Origin of the sequence: Streptomyces cyaneochromogenes, assembly GCF_003963535.1 — a bacterium.
GTDB lineage: Bacteria > Actinomycetota > Actinomycetes > Streptomycetales > Streptomycetaceae > Streptomyces > Streptomyces shaanxiensis.
Map to the genome: position 1 here is coordinate 3,356,711 of NZ_CP034539.1, position 17,570 is coordinate 3,374,280.

Genomic DNA, 17,570 nt, shown 5'->3' on the forward strand with positions numbered 1-17,570 from the left:
GCCCGGCAAGTGCAGACGTGAGGAGGCAACGGTGACGACCGCTGGACCGCCCGTGAAGGGCCGCGCGACCCGGCAGCGGGCAGCCGTGGCGGCGGCCCTCGACGAGGTCGACGAGTTCCGCAGCGCGCAGGATCTCCACGACATGCTCAAGCACAAGGGCGACTCGGTCGGCCTGACCACGGTCTACCGCACCCTGCAGTCCCTCGCCGACGCCGGCGAGGTCGACGTCCTGCGCACCTCCGACGGCGAGTCCGTCTACCGCCGCTGCTCGACCGGCGAACACCACCACCACCTCGTCTGCCGCGTCTGCGGCAAGGCCGTAGAGGTCGAGGGCCCGGCCGTGGAGAAGTGGGCGGACGCCATCGCCGCGGAGCACGGCTTCGTGAACGTGGCGCACACGGTGGAGATCTTCGGTACGTGCGCGGAGTGCGCCGCGGGTTGAGCCGTTGACCTGAGGGGCTGAAATCAGCCCCTCCGGCGTTTGAGGAGCGGGGTCTGGGGCGGAGCCCCAGAAGGACGGGACGGGTAGGGGCGGCGGGGGCGAAAGCCTCCTCGCGCACCCCAACGCACCGTCACTCCTCCGTCCGGCCCTCCATGGCCAGCAGCTCCTCATTCGGGATCGCCCCGCCGAACCGCCGATCCCGCGAAGCGAACTCCACACACGCCCGCCACAGGTCACGCCGGTCGAAGTCCGGCCACAGCACGTCCTGGAAGACCATCTCGGCGTAGGCGCTCTGCCAGAGAAGGTAGTTGGAGGTGCGCTGCTCGCCGCTCGGGCGCAGGAACAGGTCCACGTCCGGCATGTCCGGGTAGTACATGTACTTGGCGAAGGTCTTCTCGTTGACCTTGGACGGATCCAGCCGCCCCGCCTTCACATCCTCCGCAAGCGCCTGCGCCGCGTCCGCGATCTCGGCCCGCCCGCCGTAGTTCATGCAGAAGTACAAGGTCAGCTTGTCATTGCCCTTGGTCTGCTCCTGGGCGACCTGGAGCTCCTTGGCGACCGACTTCCACAGCTTCGGCATCCGCCCGACCCACCGCACCCGGATCCCCAGCTCGTCGAGCTGATCACGGGTCTTGCGGATGAAGTCGCGGTTGAAGTTCATCAGGAAGCGCACCTCGTCCGGCGACCGCTTCCAGTTCTCGGTGGAGAAGGCGTACAGCGAGATCGCCCCGACGCCCATCTCGACGGCGCCCTGCAGCACGTCCAGCACCCGCTCGGCACCGACCTTGTGCCCCTCGGTGCGCGGCAGCCCCCGCTCCTTCGCCCAGCGGCCGTTGCCGTCCATGACGATCGCCACATGCTTCGGAACCAGCTCGCCGGGGAGCTTCGGCGCGCGGGCACCGGACGGGTGCGGCTCCGGCGCCTTGTACTCTCGGCGCCGGCGCCCCAGGATCCCGCTTACCACCATGTGCTTCTCGTCTCCTTTTCCGGCTTGCTTCTCTTCCGGCTTACTTCTCTACGTAACGAAGCGAACGCAGCCCGCGTTCGAGATGCCAGTGCAGATACGCGGACACCAACCCGCTGCCCTCGCGGACGTACCGCGACTCACAGGCGTCCGCGGTCTCCCAGTCTCCCGTGAGCAACGCACCCAGCAGTTCCAGCGTCTGCGGCGACGGTACGACGCTACCGGGCACCCGGCAGTCGACACAGACCGAGCCCCCGGAGGCGACCGAGAAGAAGCGGTTCGGTCCGGGCATACCGCACTTCGCACAGTCGCTGAACGTCGGGGCGTAGCCGTTGACGGCGAGCGACCGCAGCAGGAACGCGTCGAGAACAAGGTGCGGGGCGTGCTCACCGCGTGCGAGCGTCCGCAGCGCCCCCACCAGCAGCAGGTACTGCTGCACCGCTGGCTCGCCCTCGTGATCCGTGAACCGCTCCGCCGTCTCCAGCATCGCCGTCCCGGCGGTGTACCGCGCGTAGTCCGTCACGATCCCACCGCCGTACGGCGCGATGGTCTCGCTCTGCGTGCACAGCGGCAGCCCCCGCCCGATCAGCTCGCTCCCCCGCGCGAAGAACTGCACGTCGACATGGGAGAAGGGTTCGAGCCGGGCACCGAACTTGGACTTCGTACGCCGCACGCCACGGGCCACGGCCCGCACGCGCCCATGCCCCCGGGTGAGCAGCGTGATGATCCGGTCCGCCTCACCCAGCTTCTGGGTGCGCAGCACGATGCCGTCGTCGCGGAACAGACTCATGGGCTCATTCTCGCGTACGGCGGGAGTCAGCGGGTGCGGTCGGGGTGGCTTATGGCGTCCCAGGGGGCCATGCTCCATGGGCTGGCGCGGTTCGCCGGGTCCAGGAGGGCCTGCAGATGGGCGTCGGCCACCGACTGCGACGCCGGCAGTCCGGAGGCGCCCTCCCCGCCGCGCAGCCCGTCCCGCCACACCTGCCGCCCGAGCAGATAGTGATCGGCGTACTCGCTCCACGAGCCGTACGTCCCCGCCACCCTCGGCACGATGTTCTTCAGCGCGGTCCAGGCGTCGGACTCGTCGATCAGCCCGCAGGCGAAGCCACGGCGGGCGATGTCGACGTACAGGGCGGCGTCCCAGGCGAGCGGCGCGACGCCGGTGAGCTGGTACGCCCGCGCCCGGTACCCGGTGCGGGACAGCCCGTCGAGGCGGCCGACCAGCTGCTCACGCGTGGTGATCTCCCACTGCTCCGCCAACCAGCGCCGGGCCCCGTCCCCGTCGATCCGCGCGAACGGGTACAGCGTGGTGCGCGAGACGCCCCGGTCCCTGCTCACCGGCGCGCTCAGCGACACCATCCACAGCTGGTGCATGGTGAGCGGCACGGGGTAGCGGCGGGACGCCTTGGCCCCTCTTCTCCTCCATCTCCACAGGCCCATGCCGCCGCACCCTATGCGCAGGCCCCTACGTCAAGGAACCTCACCCCGGCTGCGTGCGTTGGCGTACGCGGTCGCCGCGCGGAGCCGCTCGGCGGGTGTGGCGGTGCGTACGGACCCCGGGTCGGCGTCCCACTCCTTGCCGCCGCCATACGGTCTCAATTGGACATACGGCCCCTCATGCCCCATCACGATGCCGATCCGACCCGAACGGGTGTCGACGACGTACGCGCCGATCGGCGGCTTCATCGCAGAACCGCCGTGAGCCGCTGCACCGTCTCGACGGAACATCGACCCAATTCCACGAGCGGGCAAGGGGCTTCACGCGCGAGACTCGCCGGGTCGATCCGGAGTGTCGGGAGCGTAATTCCTGCCTTCTCCAGCACCGCCCGCAATTCCTTCACTGCTTCCTCCGCTTCTTCGACGCAGCGCGCCGAGTGTCGTGCCGTCACTGAACTCCCCTCCTATTCGGGTTTCACTCTTTGCACTTCCATGGTGACCTGCGACGCCTACACTCGGCAGGAGTCTGTGCTCTACAAGTGCGGGGCAGTACAAGGGGGTTGGCCATGGCCAACGATTCGCGGTTGGCGGCATGGGAGTTCTTCGGCAGCGAGCTGAAGCGACGCCGGGAGAACGCGGGGATGACTCAAGTGGAACTGGGGTCGCGAGTCTTCGTATCCGGTGGCTATATCGGCCAGTTCGAACAGGCGATTCGAAAGCCACAATTGGACGTCGCACAGCGGATTGACGAGGCGCTGCAAACCGACGGTATTTTCGAGCGGATGTGGAAGAGACTCATCAGGGAGCAGCCGTATACGGAGTACTTCGCACATGTGGCGGAGCTGGAGCGGCTGGCGACGAAGATCTGCGAGTACGCGCCGATGGTGATCCCGGGGCTTCTCCAGACGCCGGAGTACGCACGGGCGGTCTTCCTGGCGGGCAATCCACTCGCCGCCGACGAGTACATCGAGGAGTTGCTCAGAGGCCGCATGGACCGGACGCAGCTCCTCAAGGACGCTACACGGCCCGTGTATTGGGCGATCTTGCACGAGGCCGCCCTGCGCGTCCCCGTCGGGGAAGCGGGGGTCATGGCGGGTCAGCTGGACAAGGTCGCGGCGATGATGCGAGAGCGCACGGTGTTGGTCCAGGTGCTGCCGTTTGCTGCTGGGGCGCACCCTGAGATGGGCAAGATGATGAAGCTCATGGAGTTCGAGGACGCCCCGCCAACTATCTATACAGAGGGGGTGCTTTCGGGGAGCCTGCTGGACGACCCAGCTGTGGTGAAGCGGATCCAGGCGTCTTACGATCTCCTCAGGGCCACCGCGCTGTCGCGGGAGGCGTCTCTGGCCCTGATCGAGTCGGCAGCGGAGGACTACAGACGATGCGCGAGTACGACCTGAGCAACGCACGCTGGCGCAAGAGCAGCTACAGCGGTGGTAGCGGCGGGGAGGACTGCGTCGAGGTAGCCGACGGAGTCCCTGGCGTAGTCCCCGTCCGAGACACCAAACTCGCCTCGGACAGCCCCGTACTCCTCATCCCCGCCCCCGTCTGGAGCGGTTTCGTCACGTCTCTGAAGTGACCCTCTGCGGCACCTCCGGTTCGGGTGCCGCGGCCCACAGCGCGTTGAAGTCCTCGATGCGTTCCTCGACGTGCTCACGTGTCATCTTCAGCTTCGTCATGGCCGGCCTGCCCCGGACGTCCGGCTGCATCTCGTAGCACAGCTCCCCGTCGAAGATGATGACGTCGTTCAGCAGCGGAGCGTCCGGCCCCGCCTGGGACTGGGTCGAGATACGCGCGTCGATGCCGCTCCTGCGCTGCTTGTCGCAGAGTTGCCGCAGGCTCTCGGTGATCTCCGCCTCCGTGTCCACGAGGAACAGGCGCCGCACCTCCACGCCCCGTGCCCTGATGGCCTTCTCCTGCGCGGCGAGATAGCGCTTCGCGGGTTCGCTGGACCAGAAGTCCCGGTCCACGGAGGTGCTGGTGGCGAAGATGGTCATCTTGGCGCAGTCGGTGATGTCTATCAGCCACTCGTGGTTCTCACCCGGGCAGTCCGCATTGCCGCTGCCGAGGCCCTCCATCAGTCTGGCGAGGCGGCCCAGCTCCTTCTCCGCGAAGGCCTCCACGATGTCGCCGCCCTGCTCGCCGACCTTCGTGTACCCGAGCACCAGCCGAGTCACCTTGTCGGAGCGCAGCACCGAGCCGTCGACCTGGCTGAACAGCTCCGTCGCGGCGATGATCTCCGCGAAGCGACGGTCGACCTTCTCCAGCCGCTCACTGAAGTCCACGAGGTACTGCACGATCAGCACCGCGCTGCCGATGACGATGGACGCGGTCCACTGCCAGATATTGCCGTCGTCCTCGCTGAGGATGCTCGTCAGCAGGAAGGCCAAGCCGGCCGCCACGGCGGTGATCAGGATCCGCCAGAACAGCTTGGGCATGCGCTGATCCTGGCGCGGTACGGCTTGTCCGTTGTTCCCTGCTCCTAACGATGACGCTCCGCTCATTTCTCATCCCCCGTCGGGTATTCGGTTCTGGTACCGCCCTCAGCGCGCGCTCAGCTCCTGGTTCGGCGTCGCCACGGCCTGGAGGGCCAGTCGGTCTCTGATGCGTCGGCTCAGGTTCTCCCACTGTCGGGAGAACCCCGGCTTCTGTTCCAGTACGTCCCACAGATGACCCAGCGCGGGGTCCACATGCGCCCGCGGCATCCACAGATGCAGCAGATGAACCACGACCGGCTGCAGCGCCTCCACGACCGAAGGCCCGTCCGCCGTGCCGAGACGGCTGTTGTCAAGCATGTGCTGAACGGTCGTCAAAAGCCAGTCGTGCAGGGCGAGATCCTCGCAAATGCCCGCCGCGGATGCGGCCGGGATGTGCTCCGGCAGCCGTAGCTCCATGGTCCGCAGTCCGCCCTCGGCCACGACGAAGCTCACCAGGGACGCCCGCTCGCCCTCCGGTTCGCGCCGGGCCACCCAACGCAGCTTCGTGGGGCTGGACTTGAACGGCACGCGGCGGTCGAGGAGAGCGTGGCGGCGGAGCTGGGCGAGCAGGCCCTCGGCGATCATCCCGAGGTCGAGTTCGCCGCGCCCCGCACCGCGCAACGCGCCTTCCGCGGCGGCCTGTTGGGGCAGCTTGCCGAACGGCTCGACCAGGCCGGGGCGTACCAGGTACTGGCCCCAGGGGCGCCGGATGTCGGGCCCGGCGGCCGGGAGGCTGAAGTACGCGGTCGACTGCAGCAGACGGCCCTCGGTCAGCGCCGCGCGGGCGGCCACCGTACCGACGGCCCGGACCTTGCTGCCGTTGGAGGTGGGCAGCCGGCAGTCCACGCCGGTCAGGACCTCCGGGGACAGGACGTACATGGTGGGCCGCTCGGAGATCCGCACGTCGACGTCGGCACGGAGCCTGAGCAACTGGGCGGCGGCCCGGCGATCCAGTGCCTGGAGGGACGGGAGCAGACAGGTGCGTACCTCGCCACAGGCGAGGACCGAGCGTGCGGGCTGTCCGGGGGCCGCCGTCATCTCAGGTCTCCTCGGCCCCGGAGGAGTCGCCGGGCTCCTCGTAGAAGACGTAGGTGGCGCGTTGCGCGACCGCGGCCGGCACCGGGATCCCCTCGGCGGCGGACCGCTCCTCGACCTGCTTCAGGGCCCCGGCGTCGACGTCTATCTGGTCCAGGACGAGCCGTACGGCGTCCTCGACGGCGAGGAAGCGGTTCGGCATGAGCGTGCACGTGCGGTACGCGCTGAACGGCACCTTGGTGTCGGTGAGCCTGAGCAGGGGGTCGAGCCGGTCCCAGTCGTGCGGGAAGTCCTCGCCCTGCCACTCCTTCGGCACCAGCACGGGCTCACCGAGGTGCCGTAGGAGCCCGAGGCGGGCCAGCTGCCATACGGCGGCCAGGAACGGGCAGGACCACAGCCGCCGTCCGTCCTTCTCCGACCACAGCTCGACGTCCATGAAGACCGAGTGGTTGCGGGCCGCGGTCTCCTGGGGCGGCTCCCAGCCCTTGGCCTTGCTCAGGGCGGGACCGGGCATCGTGGGGGTGCGCTGGCCGTTGGCGAGCCAGCCGGTCTGGCTGACGGGCGGGCGGGAGCCGTAGCTGCCGGGCGGCGGTGACTCGACGAGCCGGTGCATGACCGATTCCGCGAGGTCGATGCGGTCGGCGACCGCGCAGGCCGACTCACGGGCGAGGTAGTCGATGACCAGCCCCGCCTTCTCGGCCTCCTTCAGCACCATCGGGATCAGCTCGGCCGGGGTGGAGAAGCGGGTGAAGTAGTCGTCGATGAGGAAGCAGGTGCTGATACGCGGGCGCCTGCTGCGCCGGGCCATCGACGCCCGTACGGCGTCCACCCAGATCCGCACCTCGGCGAAGTGCTCGCCGAGGCGCTTGGGGCCCGCCTCGAAGTCCTCCATGTAGAGGTGGCCCAGCTCCAGGGAGAGGTGGGCCAGCGGCACGGACTGGGTGCGCAGCTCCGCGGTGGTCTCCTGGAACACGGCTTCGGTCACGCCTGCTCCCAGTACTTGTCGTCGGTCAGGCGTCCGGCGAGCTGGTTCAGCGCCTGCCAGGTCGCCTCGTTGGCGATCTGGCTGTCGAGCACGTCCTCGTCGGTGATGAGCTGCTCACGCCATTGCAGGACCGGTTCGAGAGGTACGGAGCCGAGGACCTGGCTGTAGCCGATGCCGTGGTTGGAGGCGAGCTGCTTGAGGTCGCCGTCGGTCTTGCGCATCCATGCCGACTGGGTGGGCGAGACCTGGGACCACAGCGGGGACTCGGGGTCGGGCACGGCGGCCCGTACGAAGCGGATGGAGTTGCGCAGCTCCTCCTCGTCGTGACCGCGGTCGACGCCGCCGGCGAGGATGCCGCGCTTGCCGAAGACCAGGCTGGCGGCGGCGCCCACATGCTGGCGGGTCCAGCGGTGGAAGACCAGCCAGCGGGCCGTGACCTCGCTCATCTCGGGCTGTGCGGTGGCCTCCAGGACCATGTCGACGGCGTAGGAGCGGCCGGCGCTGAGGTCGATGACGACGAGGTCGAACTCGTAGTAGAGCGTCATCAGCAGGTCGACGCAGCGACGCAGGTTCTCCTCGCCGGTTGCGAACTCGCCGCCGCTGACGTCGCCGGGCATCAGCACGAGGCGGCCGCAGCCGGGCGGCGGGAAGCGCAGTACCTGGTGCTCGGTCTCGGACCAGACGTCGATCCGGGCCGGTTCGCTCACCTCCCCTATGAGATAGGCGTGCAGGCCGCGGTCCTCGGTGTCCTGGCGGGCGTCGACGACGTCGAAGACGGCCGCCGCGGTGGGCGAGCCGAAGTCGAAGTCCAGGTAGCAGACGTCGTCCCCGGCCAGCGCTCGGTGGTAGGCGAGGTTGGCGCTGGTCACGGAGCGGCCCGTGCCTCCCTTGTCGGAGGCGGCGAAGATCAGCACGGTTCACACTCCCCGGTCCGCGGCTTCGCGGGCCCGGGCGAGCGCGTCGAGCTGTCCCAGCACCTCCAGCGTCAACGCGTAGGCCGTGCCCGGCTGTTCGTCCACGAGGGTGCGGGCGCGGCGCAACTTGACCTCGATGTTCCTGAGCTGCATCCCGTGCCGGCCGTCGTCCTTGGGCGCGGGTTCCATCTGTTCGTTGCCCAGCAGGTGGGCCGACTCACTGAGCAACGCCCTGGAGAGCTCGGTGAGTTCGAGGCTGCGGATCGGTGGCTGCTGGTACATCTGGTAGGCCTGCACCATGACCTCGGTGACCCGCTCGGTGATGCTCCAGGACACCGGTACGCGCCGCTTGTGGATCTCCGCCTCGGGATAGGCCGCGTGGATGTTGTCCCACAGGCCCACGCCCTCCCCTTCCCGGATCCGGCGCTTCCACATGTGGTCGAAGATGCCCTCGGCGAGCCTGAGCAGCCGGTCGTGCGAGGCGAGGTTGCGCGACAGCGTGCACAGCTGGACGGTTCGTTTCAACAGCTGCGCCGAGAAGTCGGTCATGGACCACGTCATGGGCGGGCCGACCCGCTCGCTGCCCTGCAACGGCAGGGCGACGCCCACGTTGTGCAGCTCGTGGACCATGGGGTCCTCGCGGGTCATCCGGCTGGTGATACGGCCGCGCTCGGCGAGGCGTTCCACGACGGCGACGGTGCGGGTCAGGTCGTCGTCGGTGGCCCGGCGCCGCATCAGGTCGTGGACGAGGATGGCGGCGACGGAGAGGGAGAAGTACGCGGACTCCAGCTTCTGGCCCGTCGTACGCCAGGGAATGTCCTCCAGGGGCCAGCGGTCGGCGTCGAAGCGGGCGATGCCGGACCAGTACTGCTGGGTCAGCTCCCAGCGCAGTCGGAGCGCCTCGGCGAGCTTCTGCTGTTCGGTGTTGAGCAGGCCGAGGGTGAGGGTGCGGTCGGAGAACAGGTCCTGGATACCGTCGAGGGCGACCACGGTGAAGTACAGGTACGGCACCGCGTTGGCGACGCCCTCGGGCTGCGGCCCGATGGGTTCGTCCGTCTCGACCTCGGGGGCGTCCTTCACCATGCTCCACGCCCAGCCGCACTCGAAGAGCTGGTTCTCGTCCTTGAGGCCTTCCTGGACGTCGATACCGAGGAAGACGCTCTCGTTGATCGCCGCACGCAGTGAACGGAAGCGGGACTGGAACTTGTTGAGCACCTGGCGCTGCGACAGCCGTCCCTGGCCGAGGAGTTCGCAGAGCGTGGCGCCCTGCGAGGAGTCGGTGTCGAAGACGTTGACGGTGAAGGAGCGCAGCAGGCTCACCATGGCGGCGGTGAGCCGGTTGCTGGTGTCCTGGCGCAGCTCGGCGATCGTCTCCTTGATGTCGCTGCGCCGGGTCCTGGTCTCGTAGACCTTGAGGAAGCCGAGCGTGGCGAGGCACAGGGTGACGGACATGGAGAACGAGTCGACGACGCCGAGTTGGCGCTGCTCCTCGGTGAGCTGCTTGGTCTTGTCGGCGGAGCCGAAGTAGTAGCCCCCGGCGAAGGTGGGCCTCTTGTCCTCACCGGTGTGCGCCCGCATGAAGTCGGCCGCGGCCGTGACGAGGCTGGCCGGGACCTCCAGGCGTCCGCCGGCCCGCTTCAGGGCCTGCTGGACGTCCTCCTGTGTGGTGTCCGGGTCGTCCAGCCGGAACGCCGGGATCTCGGTGGCGGGGTACAGCAGGCAGAGCAACCGCTCCGCGTCCGCGACACTGCTCTCCTTGCCCCAGTCGCCCCATTGCCACCCTCCCGCGTCGAAAGAGTGGCGGGCGATTGCCTGCCAGATGTCCAGCAGATGCTGGCGTGGCTTGATCTGCATCCCATGCCCCTCACACAGGCCGCACTGCCATTACCTGAGGAATAACCCTCTTCTGTTGTGAAGATTCACCATGACGATTCTTCGATCAGTGGTTCTGTCAGCGGATCGGGCATCCGATCCGTCAGCGGATCGGAATGTCCGCGTCCGAATTCCGGCGCCAGCCGTAGGCGACGATCATTCCCGAATATCCGTCGCGCACCTCGGCCTCGGATTCGAGCCGTTGCACCTTGAAGTCGCGCGCGAATGCCTCAAGGCTCGCACGCACCTCGGATTCTCCCACGTCACAGGCCGGGAAGAAATGTTCGCCCGCGTGATAACCCTTCGAATGCTCCATGAAGGCGGCGGCGAAGGGGGCGCCGGGGGCAAGGGCGCGCAGAAACCGCTCGACGCCGAGCGTGAACTCGTCGTAGTCGGTGGTCATCGATTCCGCGACGAAGAACATGGTCCCCATGGACCACCGGCCCTCGTACCGTGCCAGGCCGAAGAGGTCGCCCTCCTCGACATGGACGACCTTGCGGAATCTCTCACGCGGGTCCGCGCCCAGGGAGCCGTAGGCCTCGTGCTCGCACAGGGCGCCCCAGAACTGGTCCCAGTTCGTGTCATAGGCGTCGACCTGGCTCGCCAGATACTTGACGTTGGCGGGTGAGCGTTCGAAGAGGGTGATCTCCTCGCACCAGGGCATCATCGCCAGTGCGGGATAGAGATTGGCTCCGGCCCCTACATCGATACCGGAAACCGGACCGCCGCCCTGCTTCCGGAAATGATCGACGAAATGATCCCGGATCAGGTGCAGGATCTCAGCGTCCTCCGCCTGTAAGACACTGTAGTTGTGCTGCACGTAGGCGATCGGGTCGAACTCGGCCCAGTGCACCTGTGCGTTCAGCTGGGCGTCCCCCGACGATCTCTGGGTCATTCACTCACGGTACCAAAAGAAGGCGCACTGGGAGCGCGTCGAGGCATAGACAAGTCACGGCCTTGAACCGCCGGATTGGCCCTGCTCAAGATGGGCGGATCTCCAACCGAGCGCCTGAAACGGCGGGCAACGGGTGCTCACCCGCACGAGTGACTCCATTCCATCGCATAGGGGGCAGTTGATGGCTGTGCCGGAGGAACGTTTCCCTGTTCTGGGTCGCCGCACTGACCAGGCGTTCTTCGCCGACAGCAGCGATCGGCCGCTGACGATGCGGGGTGTCACCGAGGCGGACCTGCCCGAACTCCTCCGCGTGGACAGGGAGGTCTTCCCCGACGACCCCTATCCGTACTTCGTGCTCCGCCAGCATCTCGACGTGCACGGCGACCGCATCCTGGTCCTCGACGACGGCGAGTGCCTGCACGGCTACGTCCTCTTCGTCACCACCTCGGACGGCTATGTGTGCTGGGTCCTGAGCCTGGCCGTCAGCGCCGACCAGCGCGGCCGGGGGCTCGGCAAGCGGCTGATGCTGGAGGTGCTGCGGCAGCTACGTCGGGAGCGGGTCCGCGAGGTGCGGCTCACCGTCGAGCCGACGAACGCCGCGGCGATCATGCTGTACCGGTCACTGGGGTTCGCCGCCGAGGGCGGGGTGTTCCGGGACTATCTGGGACCCGGGGAGGACCGGCTGATCATGGTGCTGGGGTTGGGGTCGGGAATGGGGCCGGGGCCGGGGCCCGGGCCTGGGCGGGGGTAAACCCCACCCCGTTAACCCCACCGGGTAAACCCCACTGAACATAGGGGAGTTACCAGGATGTGACGCTCCGTCAAGATCGGTCAGGCTGCTGTTCATGAAGCAGATCACGAAGAGTGCCGCCCTGATCGCCGCCGCCTCCGCAGTCGTCTTCGGAGCCGTCACCCCGCTCACCGCGTCCGCGACCGACACGGCGGCGCCGCCGAAGCCGAAGTGGAAGAAGTGCGCGGGCGAGGGGCTCGATCCGCGGCAGCAGTGCGCGACCGTCTCCGTACCGATGGACTACGACGACCCAGGCGGCCGGAAGATCGACATCGCCGTCTCCCGCATCCCCAGCGAGAAGCCGTCCGCCCGGCGCGGCGCGCTGCTGCTGATCGCCGGCGGGCCCGGCGGTGACAGCCTCGGCGACCCCTCGGGCAAGGGGCAGAAGCTGCCGCAGTCGGTGCGCGACGCCTACGACCTCATCGGGTTCGCGCCGCGCGGCAATGCCCCCTCCACCCCCGTGAGTTGCGAGGCCGACCACGACGACCTCGCCCGGACGAAGCTGCTCCCCTGGCCCGCCCCCGACGGCTCTGTCACCGAGAACCTCGCCACCGCCCGACGCCTGTCCGACGCCTGCGCTCGCAACGGCGGCGAGCTGATGAAGCACATCAGCACCAAGAACAACGCCCGCGACATCGACCGCATCCGGGCCGCCCTCGGCGAACGCAAGCTGTCCGCCTGGGGCGTCTCGTACGGCACGTACATCGGCGCCGCCTACACCGAACTGTTCCCCCACCGGAGCGACCGCATCGTGCTGGACAGCAACGACGCCCCGGACCCCGTGCGTGCGGAACGCGCCTGGCTCCAGTCGTTCGAGGCGGGCGTCGAGGACAACTTCCCCGAGTTCGCCAAGTGGGCGTCCACGCCCGGCAACCCGTATCGCCTCGCCGACACGGCGGCCGAGGTGCGGCCGCTCTTCCTGCGCCTCGCCGCGCGGCTCGACCGCGAGCCGATCCCGTGGCCCGGCGCCAACCCGGAAGAGCTCAACGGCAACGTCCTGCGCCAGGCCATGCTGGACAACTTCTACGACCCCGACGACTACCCGAAGCTGGCCAAGCTGATCCTGGCCGCACAGCAGGGGACGCTGCCGCCCGCACCGCCGGCCCCGCCGCGGTCGGCGCTGCAGAACTACACCGCGGTCAGCGCCGCCACCATCTGCAACGACGCCGCATGGCCGAGGTCGGCCGCGGTGTACGAGAAGGGCGTTGCCGAGAGCCGGGCGAAGTCCCCGCTGACGGCGGGTATGCCGAGGAACGCGATGGTGTGCGCCGCGTGGCCCTGGCAGCCGAAGGAGGCGCCGGTGCGGGTGACCGACCGGGGGCCGTCGAACATTCTGCTCGTGCAGAACGAGCGGGATGTGGCGACGCCGTTGAGCGGGGCGTTGAAGCTGCGCGAGGCCTACGGGCGGCGGGCCGTCATGGTTACCGTCAACTCCACCGGGCACGACGCGTATCTCGAGAATGGCAACGCGTGCGGTGACGGTGCGGTGTCTCGGTTCCTGGCGACTGGGAAACGGCCCGACGGGGACCTCTACTGCGAGTGACCCCTCAGCGGCACTGCGCGTACCGGTGTGCCAAGGCGTGGAAGGCCTCCTTCGGCTCCCAGTGCCAGCCGGAAGCAGGGTTGTCAGGGTCGTCCTTGATCGGCTTGGTGATGGCGTAGCTCGCCATGTCGAGGTCGTAGCGCGGGTTGTCGGGGCGGTGTGGGGCGTCCGGGGTGACGAACTCGAAGGCCATCGCCGCGTAGAGGTTCATCGACTCGAAGACGTCCAGCAGGTCTGCCAGGTAGGCGGCCTGTGTGTGCTCGCTGCGCACCAGGTCGCCCTTGATCTCCGGTGGGGTCTTGTCGTAGTCGACGATGTACCAGCCCATGTCGCCCGCCTCGGGGGCGCCGGCGTACGCGCAGGTGCCGAACTCGGTGATGGCGAGGGGCTTGCCCCAGCGCAGGTAGCGCTTCAACTCGCGGACGTGGTCGGCGGGTTGGCGGTGGTAGGAGTAGTAGTCGATGCCGACCACGTCGAAGAGGGTCCAGTCCACCGGCTCGAAGCCCTCGTCCTGGGCGGCGGCGTAGCTCAGCCGGCCGTGGAAGACGGAGCGGCCGACCGCCGCCGCCTTCGCGGTGAAGCGGGCCAGGCGGCGTTGCATCTTCGCCATGTCGACCGTGCCCTTCTGGAGGTTGGCGACGCGGTCGAGGACCGTCTCCCCCGGCACGATCCCGGGCACGAACAGCCAGAACTCGCAGCCCACGCTGAAGTCGACGCTCGCGCCCTGCCTGCGCAGCCGTTCCGCGAACCGGCCGCACTCGGCGATGCTCTCCAGGATCTCCCGCTCAGGCACATCGCCGAGGGTCGGCTGCAGCCAGACGTGCAGCCCGCGCTCGGCGGCTTCGGCGGCCGTGGCGGTGAGGCGCTCCACGCCGTCGCCGGTGACGTCGAGGGTGTCGGCGTGCAGGTCGTCGCGGATGACCCGGACGTCCCGGCGCATCCTGGCCGCGCTCCACGCGGTTCCGGGCGTCTCCCCCGCGCCGACGGTGTAGACGACGCCCCGGTGTTCCAGTCCCCTGTGCCGACCTCCTTGCTGACCTGCTCCCGTCGCCACGGCCGGTCCGGCGGGCAGCACCGCCCCCGCCAGTCCGACGGCCGCCGCCCCCGCCAGAAACCGTGCCCGGCTGATCCCGTTGGTCTTCTCCATACGGCCACTGTGGCGAGCGCGCGCCCGCCGCGCCGTCGGCCGATGGTCTACGGCGACGCAACCAAGGGATGAGACGGGGCGTCGATCATTGAAGAGATCGTCGAGAACTCATGAGCGAAGGAGAGCAAGATCTTGGCCCCCTCCAGATCCCCGATGACCCGGCGCACGCTCCTCACGGCCGGCACCGCCGCCACCGCGGCCGCCTTGTTAGCGACCTCCCCCGCCCATGCCACCGGAAGCGAGGGCGACGTCTCCGCGCGCCTCCGTGCGCTGGAGGAACAACACGGTGCCCGGCTGGGCGTGTTCGCGCACAACCTCGCCACGAAGCGGACCGTCTGCCACCGCGCCGACGAACGGTTCCCGATCTGCTCCCTGTTCAAGACCCTGGCCGCCGCGGCCGTCCTGCGCGACCTGGACCGGGACGGCGAGGTGCTGAACAAGCGCATCCACTACACCGCGGCCGACCTGGTGGAGAACTCCAAGCAGACCGAGGCGCATCTGGCCACCGGCATGACCGTCGCCGAACTCGCCGACGTGGCCATCCGCTTCAGCGACAACACGGCTGGCAACCTCCTCCTCCGCGAGCTCGGCGGCCCGACCGCCATCACCCGCTTCGCCCGCTCGCTCGGCGACCCGGTGACCCGTCTCGACCGCTGGGAGACGGACCTCAACTCGGCGGAGCCTTGGCTGGTCACGGACACCACGAGCCCGCGCGCGATCGGCCGGACGTACGCCCGGCTGGTCCTCGGCAACGCCCTGAACCGCCCGGACCGCGACCTCCTCACCCACTGGTTGCTGAACAACACCACCAGCGTCAACCGCTTCCGCGCCGGCCTGCCGAAGACCTGGACGATCGCCGACAAGACGGGCGGCGGTTTCTACGGCGCGAACAACGACGCGGGGATCGCCTGGACCGAGGACGGCACCCCGCTCGTGCTCGTGGTCCAGACGACGCAGCCCGAGCAGGACGCGGCGCCCGACCACGCCCTGATCGTCGAGACGGCCGAGCTGCTGGCGGAGACGCTCACCTGAAGCGCCGCACGTACCTGCGCTGCCAGGGCGTCTCCACGGCGTGCCGGTCGTAGGTGCGCCGTACGAAGTCCACGGCCTCCTCGGCCGGTACGCCGTCCAGGACCGCCAGACACGCCAGCGCCGTACCCGTACGACCGCGGCCGCCGCCGCACGCGATCTCGACCCGTGCGGTGGCGGCCCGCTCCCAGGCCTCGGTGAGCGCGGTGCGGGCGGCGGCGCGGTCGGCGGGGAGCCTGAAGTCTGGCCAGCGCAGCCAGTGGGACTCCCAGGGGACCTCCGGCGGTCGTCTGCCGAGCAGGTAGAGGGCGTAGGTGGGGGTCGGTGCCGTCGGGTCCGGGGGATGGCGCAGGCCCCGGCCGCGGACCAGGCGTCCGGACGGCAGCCGGAGGACTCCGGCGTCGTTCTCGTCCCACGGCTTCTCGCTTTCCATGTGCCTCTCGTCCTCCTCCATTGCCCCTATTCGAAAGGGGCCCGGCCGACCGGGCAACCGAATCCGGAGGATCCGTGGTCTGGAGGGCGAGGGAGGGTGCTTGATGCAGGCCGAACCAGAGGCCCAGTTCCAGGAGTTCGTCAGGGCGCGGTGGTCCCATCTCGTGCGGACCGCGTATCTGCTCACGGGTGACGCGCACCATGCCGAGGACCTGACGCAGACCGCGCTGGCGAAGGCGTACCGGTCATGGCGGCGGGTGTCGCGCGCCGACAATCCGGAGGCGTACGTGCGACGGATGCTGGTCAGCTGCAACAGCGACCGGTTCCGCAAGCGGCGCGTCACCGAGGCGCTGACCGACGCACCGCCGGAGGTGGCGGGGCGCGACGCGGGCTACGCGGGCGTGGACGAGCGCGGCGCGCTGCTCGGCGCACTCGCCCAACTGCCGCCCAAACAGCGGGCGGTGGTGGTCATGCGCTACTGGGAGGACCTGTCCGAGGCGGAGGTCGCCGACATGCTCGGCTGCTCCGTCGGCACGGTCAAGAGCCAGGCGTCGAAGGGGCTGGCGAAGTTGCGTACGTTCCCGGGGCTCGCACGGGTCCCGGAGGGGCAGGGAGGTGGCAGGTGAGCGACGAGGAGCAGCGGCAGGACGCGCCGGGCGAGCAGGGCTTCGAGGAGCGGTTGCGGGAGTTGCTCGCCGAGGACGCGTACACGATCAGGCCGTCGCCGGCGCCGTATCCGGCGATCCGGCGGCAGGGCGTGGTCGAGCGCCGGCGCCGGGTGGCGGCGGCCGGGGCGGCGCTGGTGACGTTGGCGGCGATGCCGGTCGGGGCGTACGCGCTGGGCGGCGGCGGGAACGGCGGGGGCACGGCGACGGACCCGAGGCCCTCGGCCAGTGCCACGCGGGCCCCCTCGCCGACACCGTCCGCGACGGAGAGCAGGCCGGAGCGGCCGGGCACGGCACGGCAGCTGTTCGACGGGATCACCTTCGAGCAGGCGGCGGACGGGCTGGAGAACTGCCTCGCCTACGACGCGGGGGGCGTGCGGCCCTCGGGTGATCCGGGCCGGGGCACGGCGGACGAGTACCGGATCCTGCTGGCGATGCGCAGCACCGGCGACTCCAACGCCGTCGGTGACGGGATGTTCGTCGTCGCGGTGCGGGAGAAGGACCCGGAGCGGATTTCCCTGATGTGCCGCGTCATCGACGGTGAGACCCAGGGCATCTCCGGCTTCGGCGACGACACCGGCCTCATCGAGGACGAGGGCCCCGTGTACGTCAACCCCAACGCCGGCAAGCTGTACCAGCAGTCGATCATCGACCGCGGCAACTGGAAACTGCCGTTCCGCTGGGGTGTGGTCGGCATCGTCAAGCCGTCGGTGGCCGAGGTGACGGTCTCCTACGGCGGCTCCAGCGGCGAGGCCGCCCTCGACGACGGCTTCTTCGTGGCGTCCGGCGAGCTGAACCGGCAGGTCACCGAGGCACCGCACATCAAGGGCTACGACGCCGACGGCAAGTTGGTCTACGACTCCGACGGCGACAAGTACTACCAGCGGACCCTTCCGTAACAACGGCGGTCCGGGGGCGCCGCACCGGGGACGGCGCCCCCGGA

General features: G+C 69.2%; 20 protein-coding genes. 8 read left to right on the forward strand and 12 right to left on the reverse strand.

Going from position 1 to position 17,570, the window contains the following annotated elements; all coding sequences use genetic code 11:
* Positions 1-31 precede the first annotated feature (31 nt).
* Entirely contained in the window at positions 32-442 is a 411-nt protein-coding gene (locus EJ357_RS14965; protein ID WP_093909474.1) for a Fur family transcriptional regulator, read from the forward strand.
* Positions 443-572: 130 nt separating this feature from the next.
* On the opposite strand, the gene EJ357_RS14970 is transcribed toward EJ357_RS14965, so the two are convergent.
* From EJ357_RS14970 to EJ357_RS14985, 4 genes are read right to left on the reverse strand one after another with little or no spacing between them, the layout of a single operon-like run.
* Positions 573-1,409, reverse strand: a complete 837-nt coding sequence (locus EJ357_RS14970) for an isoprenyl transferase (RefSeq protein WP_126392094.1) — start codon at positions 1,407-1,409, stop codon at positions 573-575.
* 40 nt (positions 1,410-1,449) lie between these two features.
* On the reverse strand, positions 1,450-2,196 hold the full coding sequence (gene recO / locus EJ357_RS14975; protein ID WP_126392095.1) for a DNA repair protein RecO: 747 nt from the start codon (positions 2,194-2,196) through the stop codon (positions 1,450-1,452).
* A 26-nt stretch (positions 2,197-2,222) separates the two neighbouring features.
* Entirely contained in the window at positions 2,223-2,846 is a 624-nt protein-coding gene (locus EJ357_RS14980) for a DUF1266 domain-containing protein (protein ID WP_126392096.1), read from the reverse strand.
* Between the two features lie 30 nt (positions 2,847-2,876).
* Entirely contained in the window at positions 2,877-3,092 is a 216-nt protein-coding gene (locus EJ357_RS14985) for a hypothetical protein (protein ID WP_126392097.1), read from the reverse strand.
* A 317-nt stretch (positions 3,093-3,409) separates the two neighbouring features.
* Here EJ357_RS14985 and EJ357_RS14995 point away from each other — a divergent pair, with 317 nt between their 5' ends.
* A complete protein-coding gene (locus EJ357_RS14995; RefSeq protein ID WP_126392099.1) occupies positions 3,410-4,243 on the forward strand; it encodes a helix-turn-helix domain-containing protein in 834 nt (277 codons plus the stop codon).
* A complete protein-coding gene (locus tag EJ357_RS15000; RefSeq protein WP_126392100.1) occupies positions 4,225-4,422 on the forward strand; it encodes a DUF397 domain-containing protein in 198 nt (65 codons plus the stop codon). The genes EJ357_RS14995 and EJ357_RS15000 overlap by 19 nt, the downstream gene beginning before the upstream one ends.
* Here EJ357_RS15000 and EJ357_RS15005 read toward each other — a convergent pair.
* From EJ357_RS15005 to EJ357_RS15030, 6 genes are all read right to left on the reverse strand, one after another.
* Entirely contained in the window at positions 4,406-5,281 is an 876-nt protein-coding gene (locus EJ357_RS15005; protein ID WP_228473069.1) for a DUF6879 family protein, read from the reverse strand. The genes EJ357_RS15000 and EJ357_RS15005 overlap by 17 nt on opposite strands.
* 105 nt (positions 5,282-5,386) lie before the next feature.
* Positions 5,387-6,358: an SCO2521 family protein gene (locus EJ357_RS15010; RefSeq protein ID WP_126392102.1), complete on the reverse strand. Its 972-nt coding sequence runs from the start codon at positions 6,356-6,358 to the stop codon at positions 5,387-5,389.
* A 1-nt stretch (position 6,359) separates the two neighbouring features.
* Complete coding sequence (locus EJ357_RS15015) at positions 6,360-7,340, reverse strand: SCO2522 family protein (RefSeq protein WP_126392103.1); 981 nt, start codon at positions 7,338-7,340, stop codon at positions 6,360-6,362.
* Positions 7,337-8,254, reverse strand: coding sequence for an SCO2523 family variant P-loop protein (locus EJ357_RS15020; RefSeq protein WP_126392104.1), 918 nt, complete (start codon positions 8,252-8,254; stop codon positions 7,337-7,339). Before EJ357_RS15020 ends, EJ357_RS15015 begins: the two co-directional genes overlap by 4 nt.
* Positions 8,255-8,257: 3 nt before the next feature.
* Positions 8,258-10,108 (reverse strand): SCO2524 family protein, encoded by a 1,851-nt coding sequence (locus EJ357_RS15025; protein WP_126392105.1) that lies wholly within the window; start codon positions 10,106-10,108, stop codon positions 8,258-8,260.
* A 121-nt stretch (positions 10,109-10,229) separates the two neighbouring features.
* Positions 10,230-11,021, reverse strand: a complete 792-nt coding sequence (locus EJ357_RS15030) for an SCO2525 family SAM-dependent methyltransferase (protein ID WP_126392106.1) — start codon at positions 11,019-11,021, stop codon at positions 10,230-10,232.
* Between the two features lie 181 nt (positions 11,022-11,202).
* On the opposite strand from EJ357_RS15030, the gene EJ357_RS15035 reads away from it, so the two are divergent.
* Together EJ357_RS15035 and EJ357_RS15040 are read left to right on the forward strand one after the other, a co-directional pair.
* Positions 11,203-11,772 (forward strand): GNAT family N-acetyltransferase, encoded by a 570-nt coding sequence (locus EJ357_RS15035; protein ID WP_126392107.1) that lies wholly within the window; start codon positions 11,203-11,205, stop codon positions 11,770-11,772.
* Positions 11,773-11,866: 94 nt separating this feature from the next.
* Positions 11,867-13,354 (forward strand): alpha/beta hydrolase, encoded by a 1,488-nt coding sequence (locus EJ357_RS15040; protein WP_126392108.1) that lies wholly within the window; start codon positions 11,867-11,869, stop codon positions 13,352-13,354.
* A 4-nt stretch (positions 13,355-13,358) separates the two neighbouring features.
* On the opposite strand, the gene EJ357_RS15045 is transcribed toward EJ357_RS15040, so the two are convergent.
* Entirely contained in the window at positions 13,359-14,501 is a 1,143-nt protein-coding gene (locus EJ357_RS15045) for an abortive phage infection protein (RefSeq protein WP_126392109.1), read from the reverse strand.
* Positions 14,502-14,654: 153 nt separating this feature from the next.
* On the opposite strand from EJ357_RS15045, the gene bla reads away from it, so the two are divergent.
* The gene (gene bla / locus EJ357_RS15050) at positions 14,655-15,533 is read left to right on the forward strand and encodes a class A beta-lactamase (RefSeq protein WP_126399503.1); all 879 of its coding nucleotides are present in this window, start codon (positions 14,655-14,657) and stop codon (positions 15,531-15,533) included.
* Here bla and EJ357_RS15055 read toward each other — a convergent pair.
* Positions 15,526-15,963 carry a protein-tyrosine phosphatase family protein gene (locus EJ357_RS15055; protein WP_126392110.1) on the reverse strand — a complete coding sequence of 146 codons (438 nt, stop codon included), beginning with the start codon at positions 15,961-15,963 and terminating at the stop codon, positions 15,526-15,528. The two genes, bla and EJ357_RS15055, sit on opposite strands and share 8 nt — an antisense overlap.
* A gap of 103 nt (positions 15,964-16,066) precedes the next feature.
* Here EJ357_RS15055 and EJ357_RS15060 point away from each other — a divergent pair, with 103 nt between their 5' ends.
* Together EJ357_RS15060 and EJ357_RS15065 are read left to right on the forward strand one after the other, a co-directional pair.
* Complete coding sequence (locus EJ357_RS15060; protein WP_126392111.1) at positions 16,067-16,588, forward strand: SigE family RNA polymerase sigma factor; 522 nt, start codon at positions 16,067-16,069, stop codon at positions 16,586-16,588.
* Positions 16,585-17,526: a hypothetical protein gene (locus EJ357_RS15065; protein WP_126392112.1), complete on the forward strand. Its 942-nt coding sequence runs from the start codon at positions 16,585-16,587 to the stop codon at positions 17,524-17,526. The genes EJ357_RS15060 and EJ357_RS15065 overlap by 4 nt, the downstream gene beginning before the upstream one ends.
* Positions 17,527-17,570 lie beyond the last annotated feature (44 nt).

What these genes read in the sequence shown, in the direction of transcription:
- EJ357_RS14970 (WP_126392094.1), bottom strand. Translation starts at nt 1,409, where the DNA reads ATGGTGGTAAGCGGGATCCTGGGGCGCCGGCGCCGAGAGTACAAGGCG.
- recO (WP_126392095.1), bottom strand. Translation starts at nt 2,196, where the DNA reads ATGAGTCTGTTCCGCGACGACGGCATCGTGCTGCGCACCCAGAAGCTG.
- EJ357_RS14980 (WP_126392096.1), bottom strand. Translation starts at nt 2,846, where the DNA reads ATGGGCCTGTGGAGATGGAGGAGAAGAGGGGCCAAGGCGTCCCGCCGC.
- EJ357_RS14985 (WP_126392097.1), bottom strand. Translation starts at nt 3,092, where the DNA reads ATGAAGCCGCCGATCGGCGCGTACGTCGTCGACACCCGTTCGGGTCGG.
- EJ357_RS14995 (WP_126392099.1), top strand. Translation starts at nt 3,410, where the DNA reads ATGGCCAACGATTCGCGGTTGGCGGCATGGGAGTTCTTCGGCAGCGAG.
- EJ357_RS15000 (WP_126392100.1), top strand. Translation starts at nt 4,225, where the DNA reads ATGCGCGAGTACGACCTGAGCAACGCACGCTGGCGCAAGAGCAGCTAC.
- EJ357_RS15005 (WP_228473069.1), bottom strand. Translation starts at nt 5,281, where the DNA reads ATGCCCAAGCTGTTCTGGCGGATCCTGATCACCGCCGTGGCGGCCGGC.
- EJ357_RS15010 (WP_126392102.1), bottom strand. Translation starts at nt 6,358, where the DNA reads ATGACGGCGGCCCCCGGACAGCCCGCACGCTCGGTCCTCGCCTGTGGC.
- EJ357_RS15025 (WP_126392105.1), bottom strand. Translation starts at nt 10,108, where the DNA reads ATGCAGATCAAGCCACGCCAGCATCTGCTGGACATCTGGCAGGCAATC.
- EJ357_RS15030 (WP_126392106.1), bottom strand. Translation starts at nt 11,021, where the DNA reads ATGACCCAGAGATCGTCGGGGGACGCCCAGCTGAACGCACAGGTGCAC.
- EJ357_RS15035 (WP_126392107.1), top strand. Translation starts at nt 11,203, where the DNA reads ATGGCTGTGCCGGAGGAACGTTTCCCTGTTCTGGGTCGCCGCACTGAC.
- EJ357_RS15040 (WP_126392108.1), top strand. Translation starts at nt 11,867, where the DNA reads ATGAAGCAGATCACGAAGAGTGCCGCCCTGATCGCCGCCGCCTCCGCA.
- EJ357_RS15045 (WP_126392109.1), bottom strand. Translation starts at nt 14,501, where the DNA reads ATGGAGAAGACCAACGGGATCAGCCGGGCACGGTTTCTGGCGGGGGCG.
- bla (WP_126399503.1), top strand. Translation starts at nt 14,655, where the DNA reads ATGACCCGGCGCACGCTCCTCACGGCCGGCACCGCCGCCACCGCGGCC.
- EJ357_RS15055 (WP_126392110.1), bottom strand. Translation starts at nt 15,963, where the DNA reads ATGGAAAGCGAGAAGCCGTGGGACGAGAACGACGCCGGAGTCCTCCGG.
- EJ357_RS15060 (WP_126392111.1), top strand. Translation starts at nt 16,067, where the DNA reads ATGCAGGCCGAACCAGAGGCCCAGTTCCAGGAGTTCGTCAGGGCGCGG.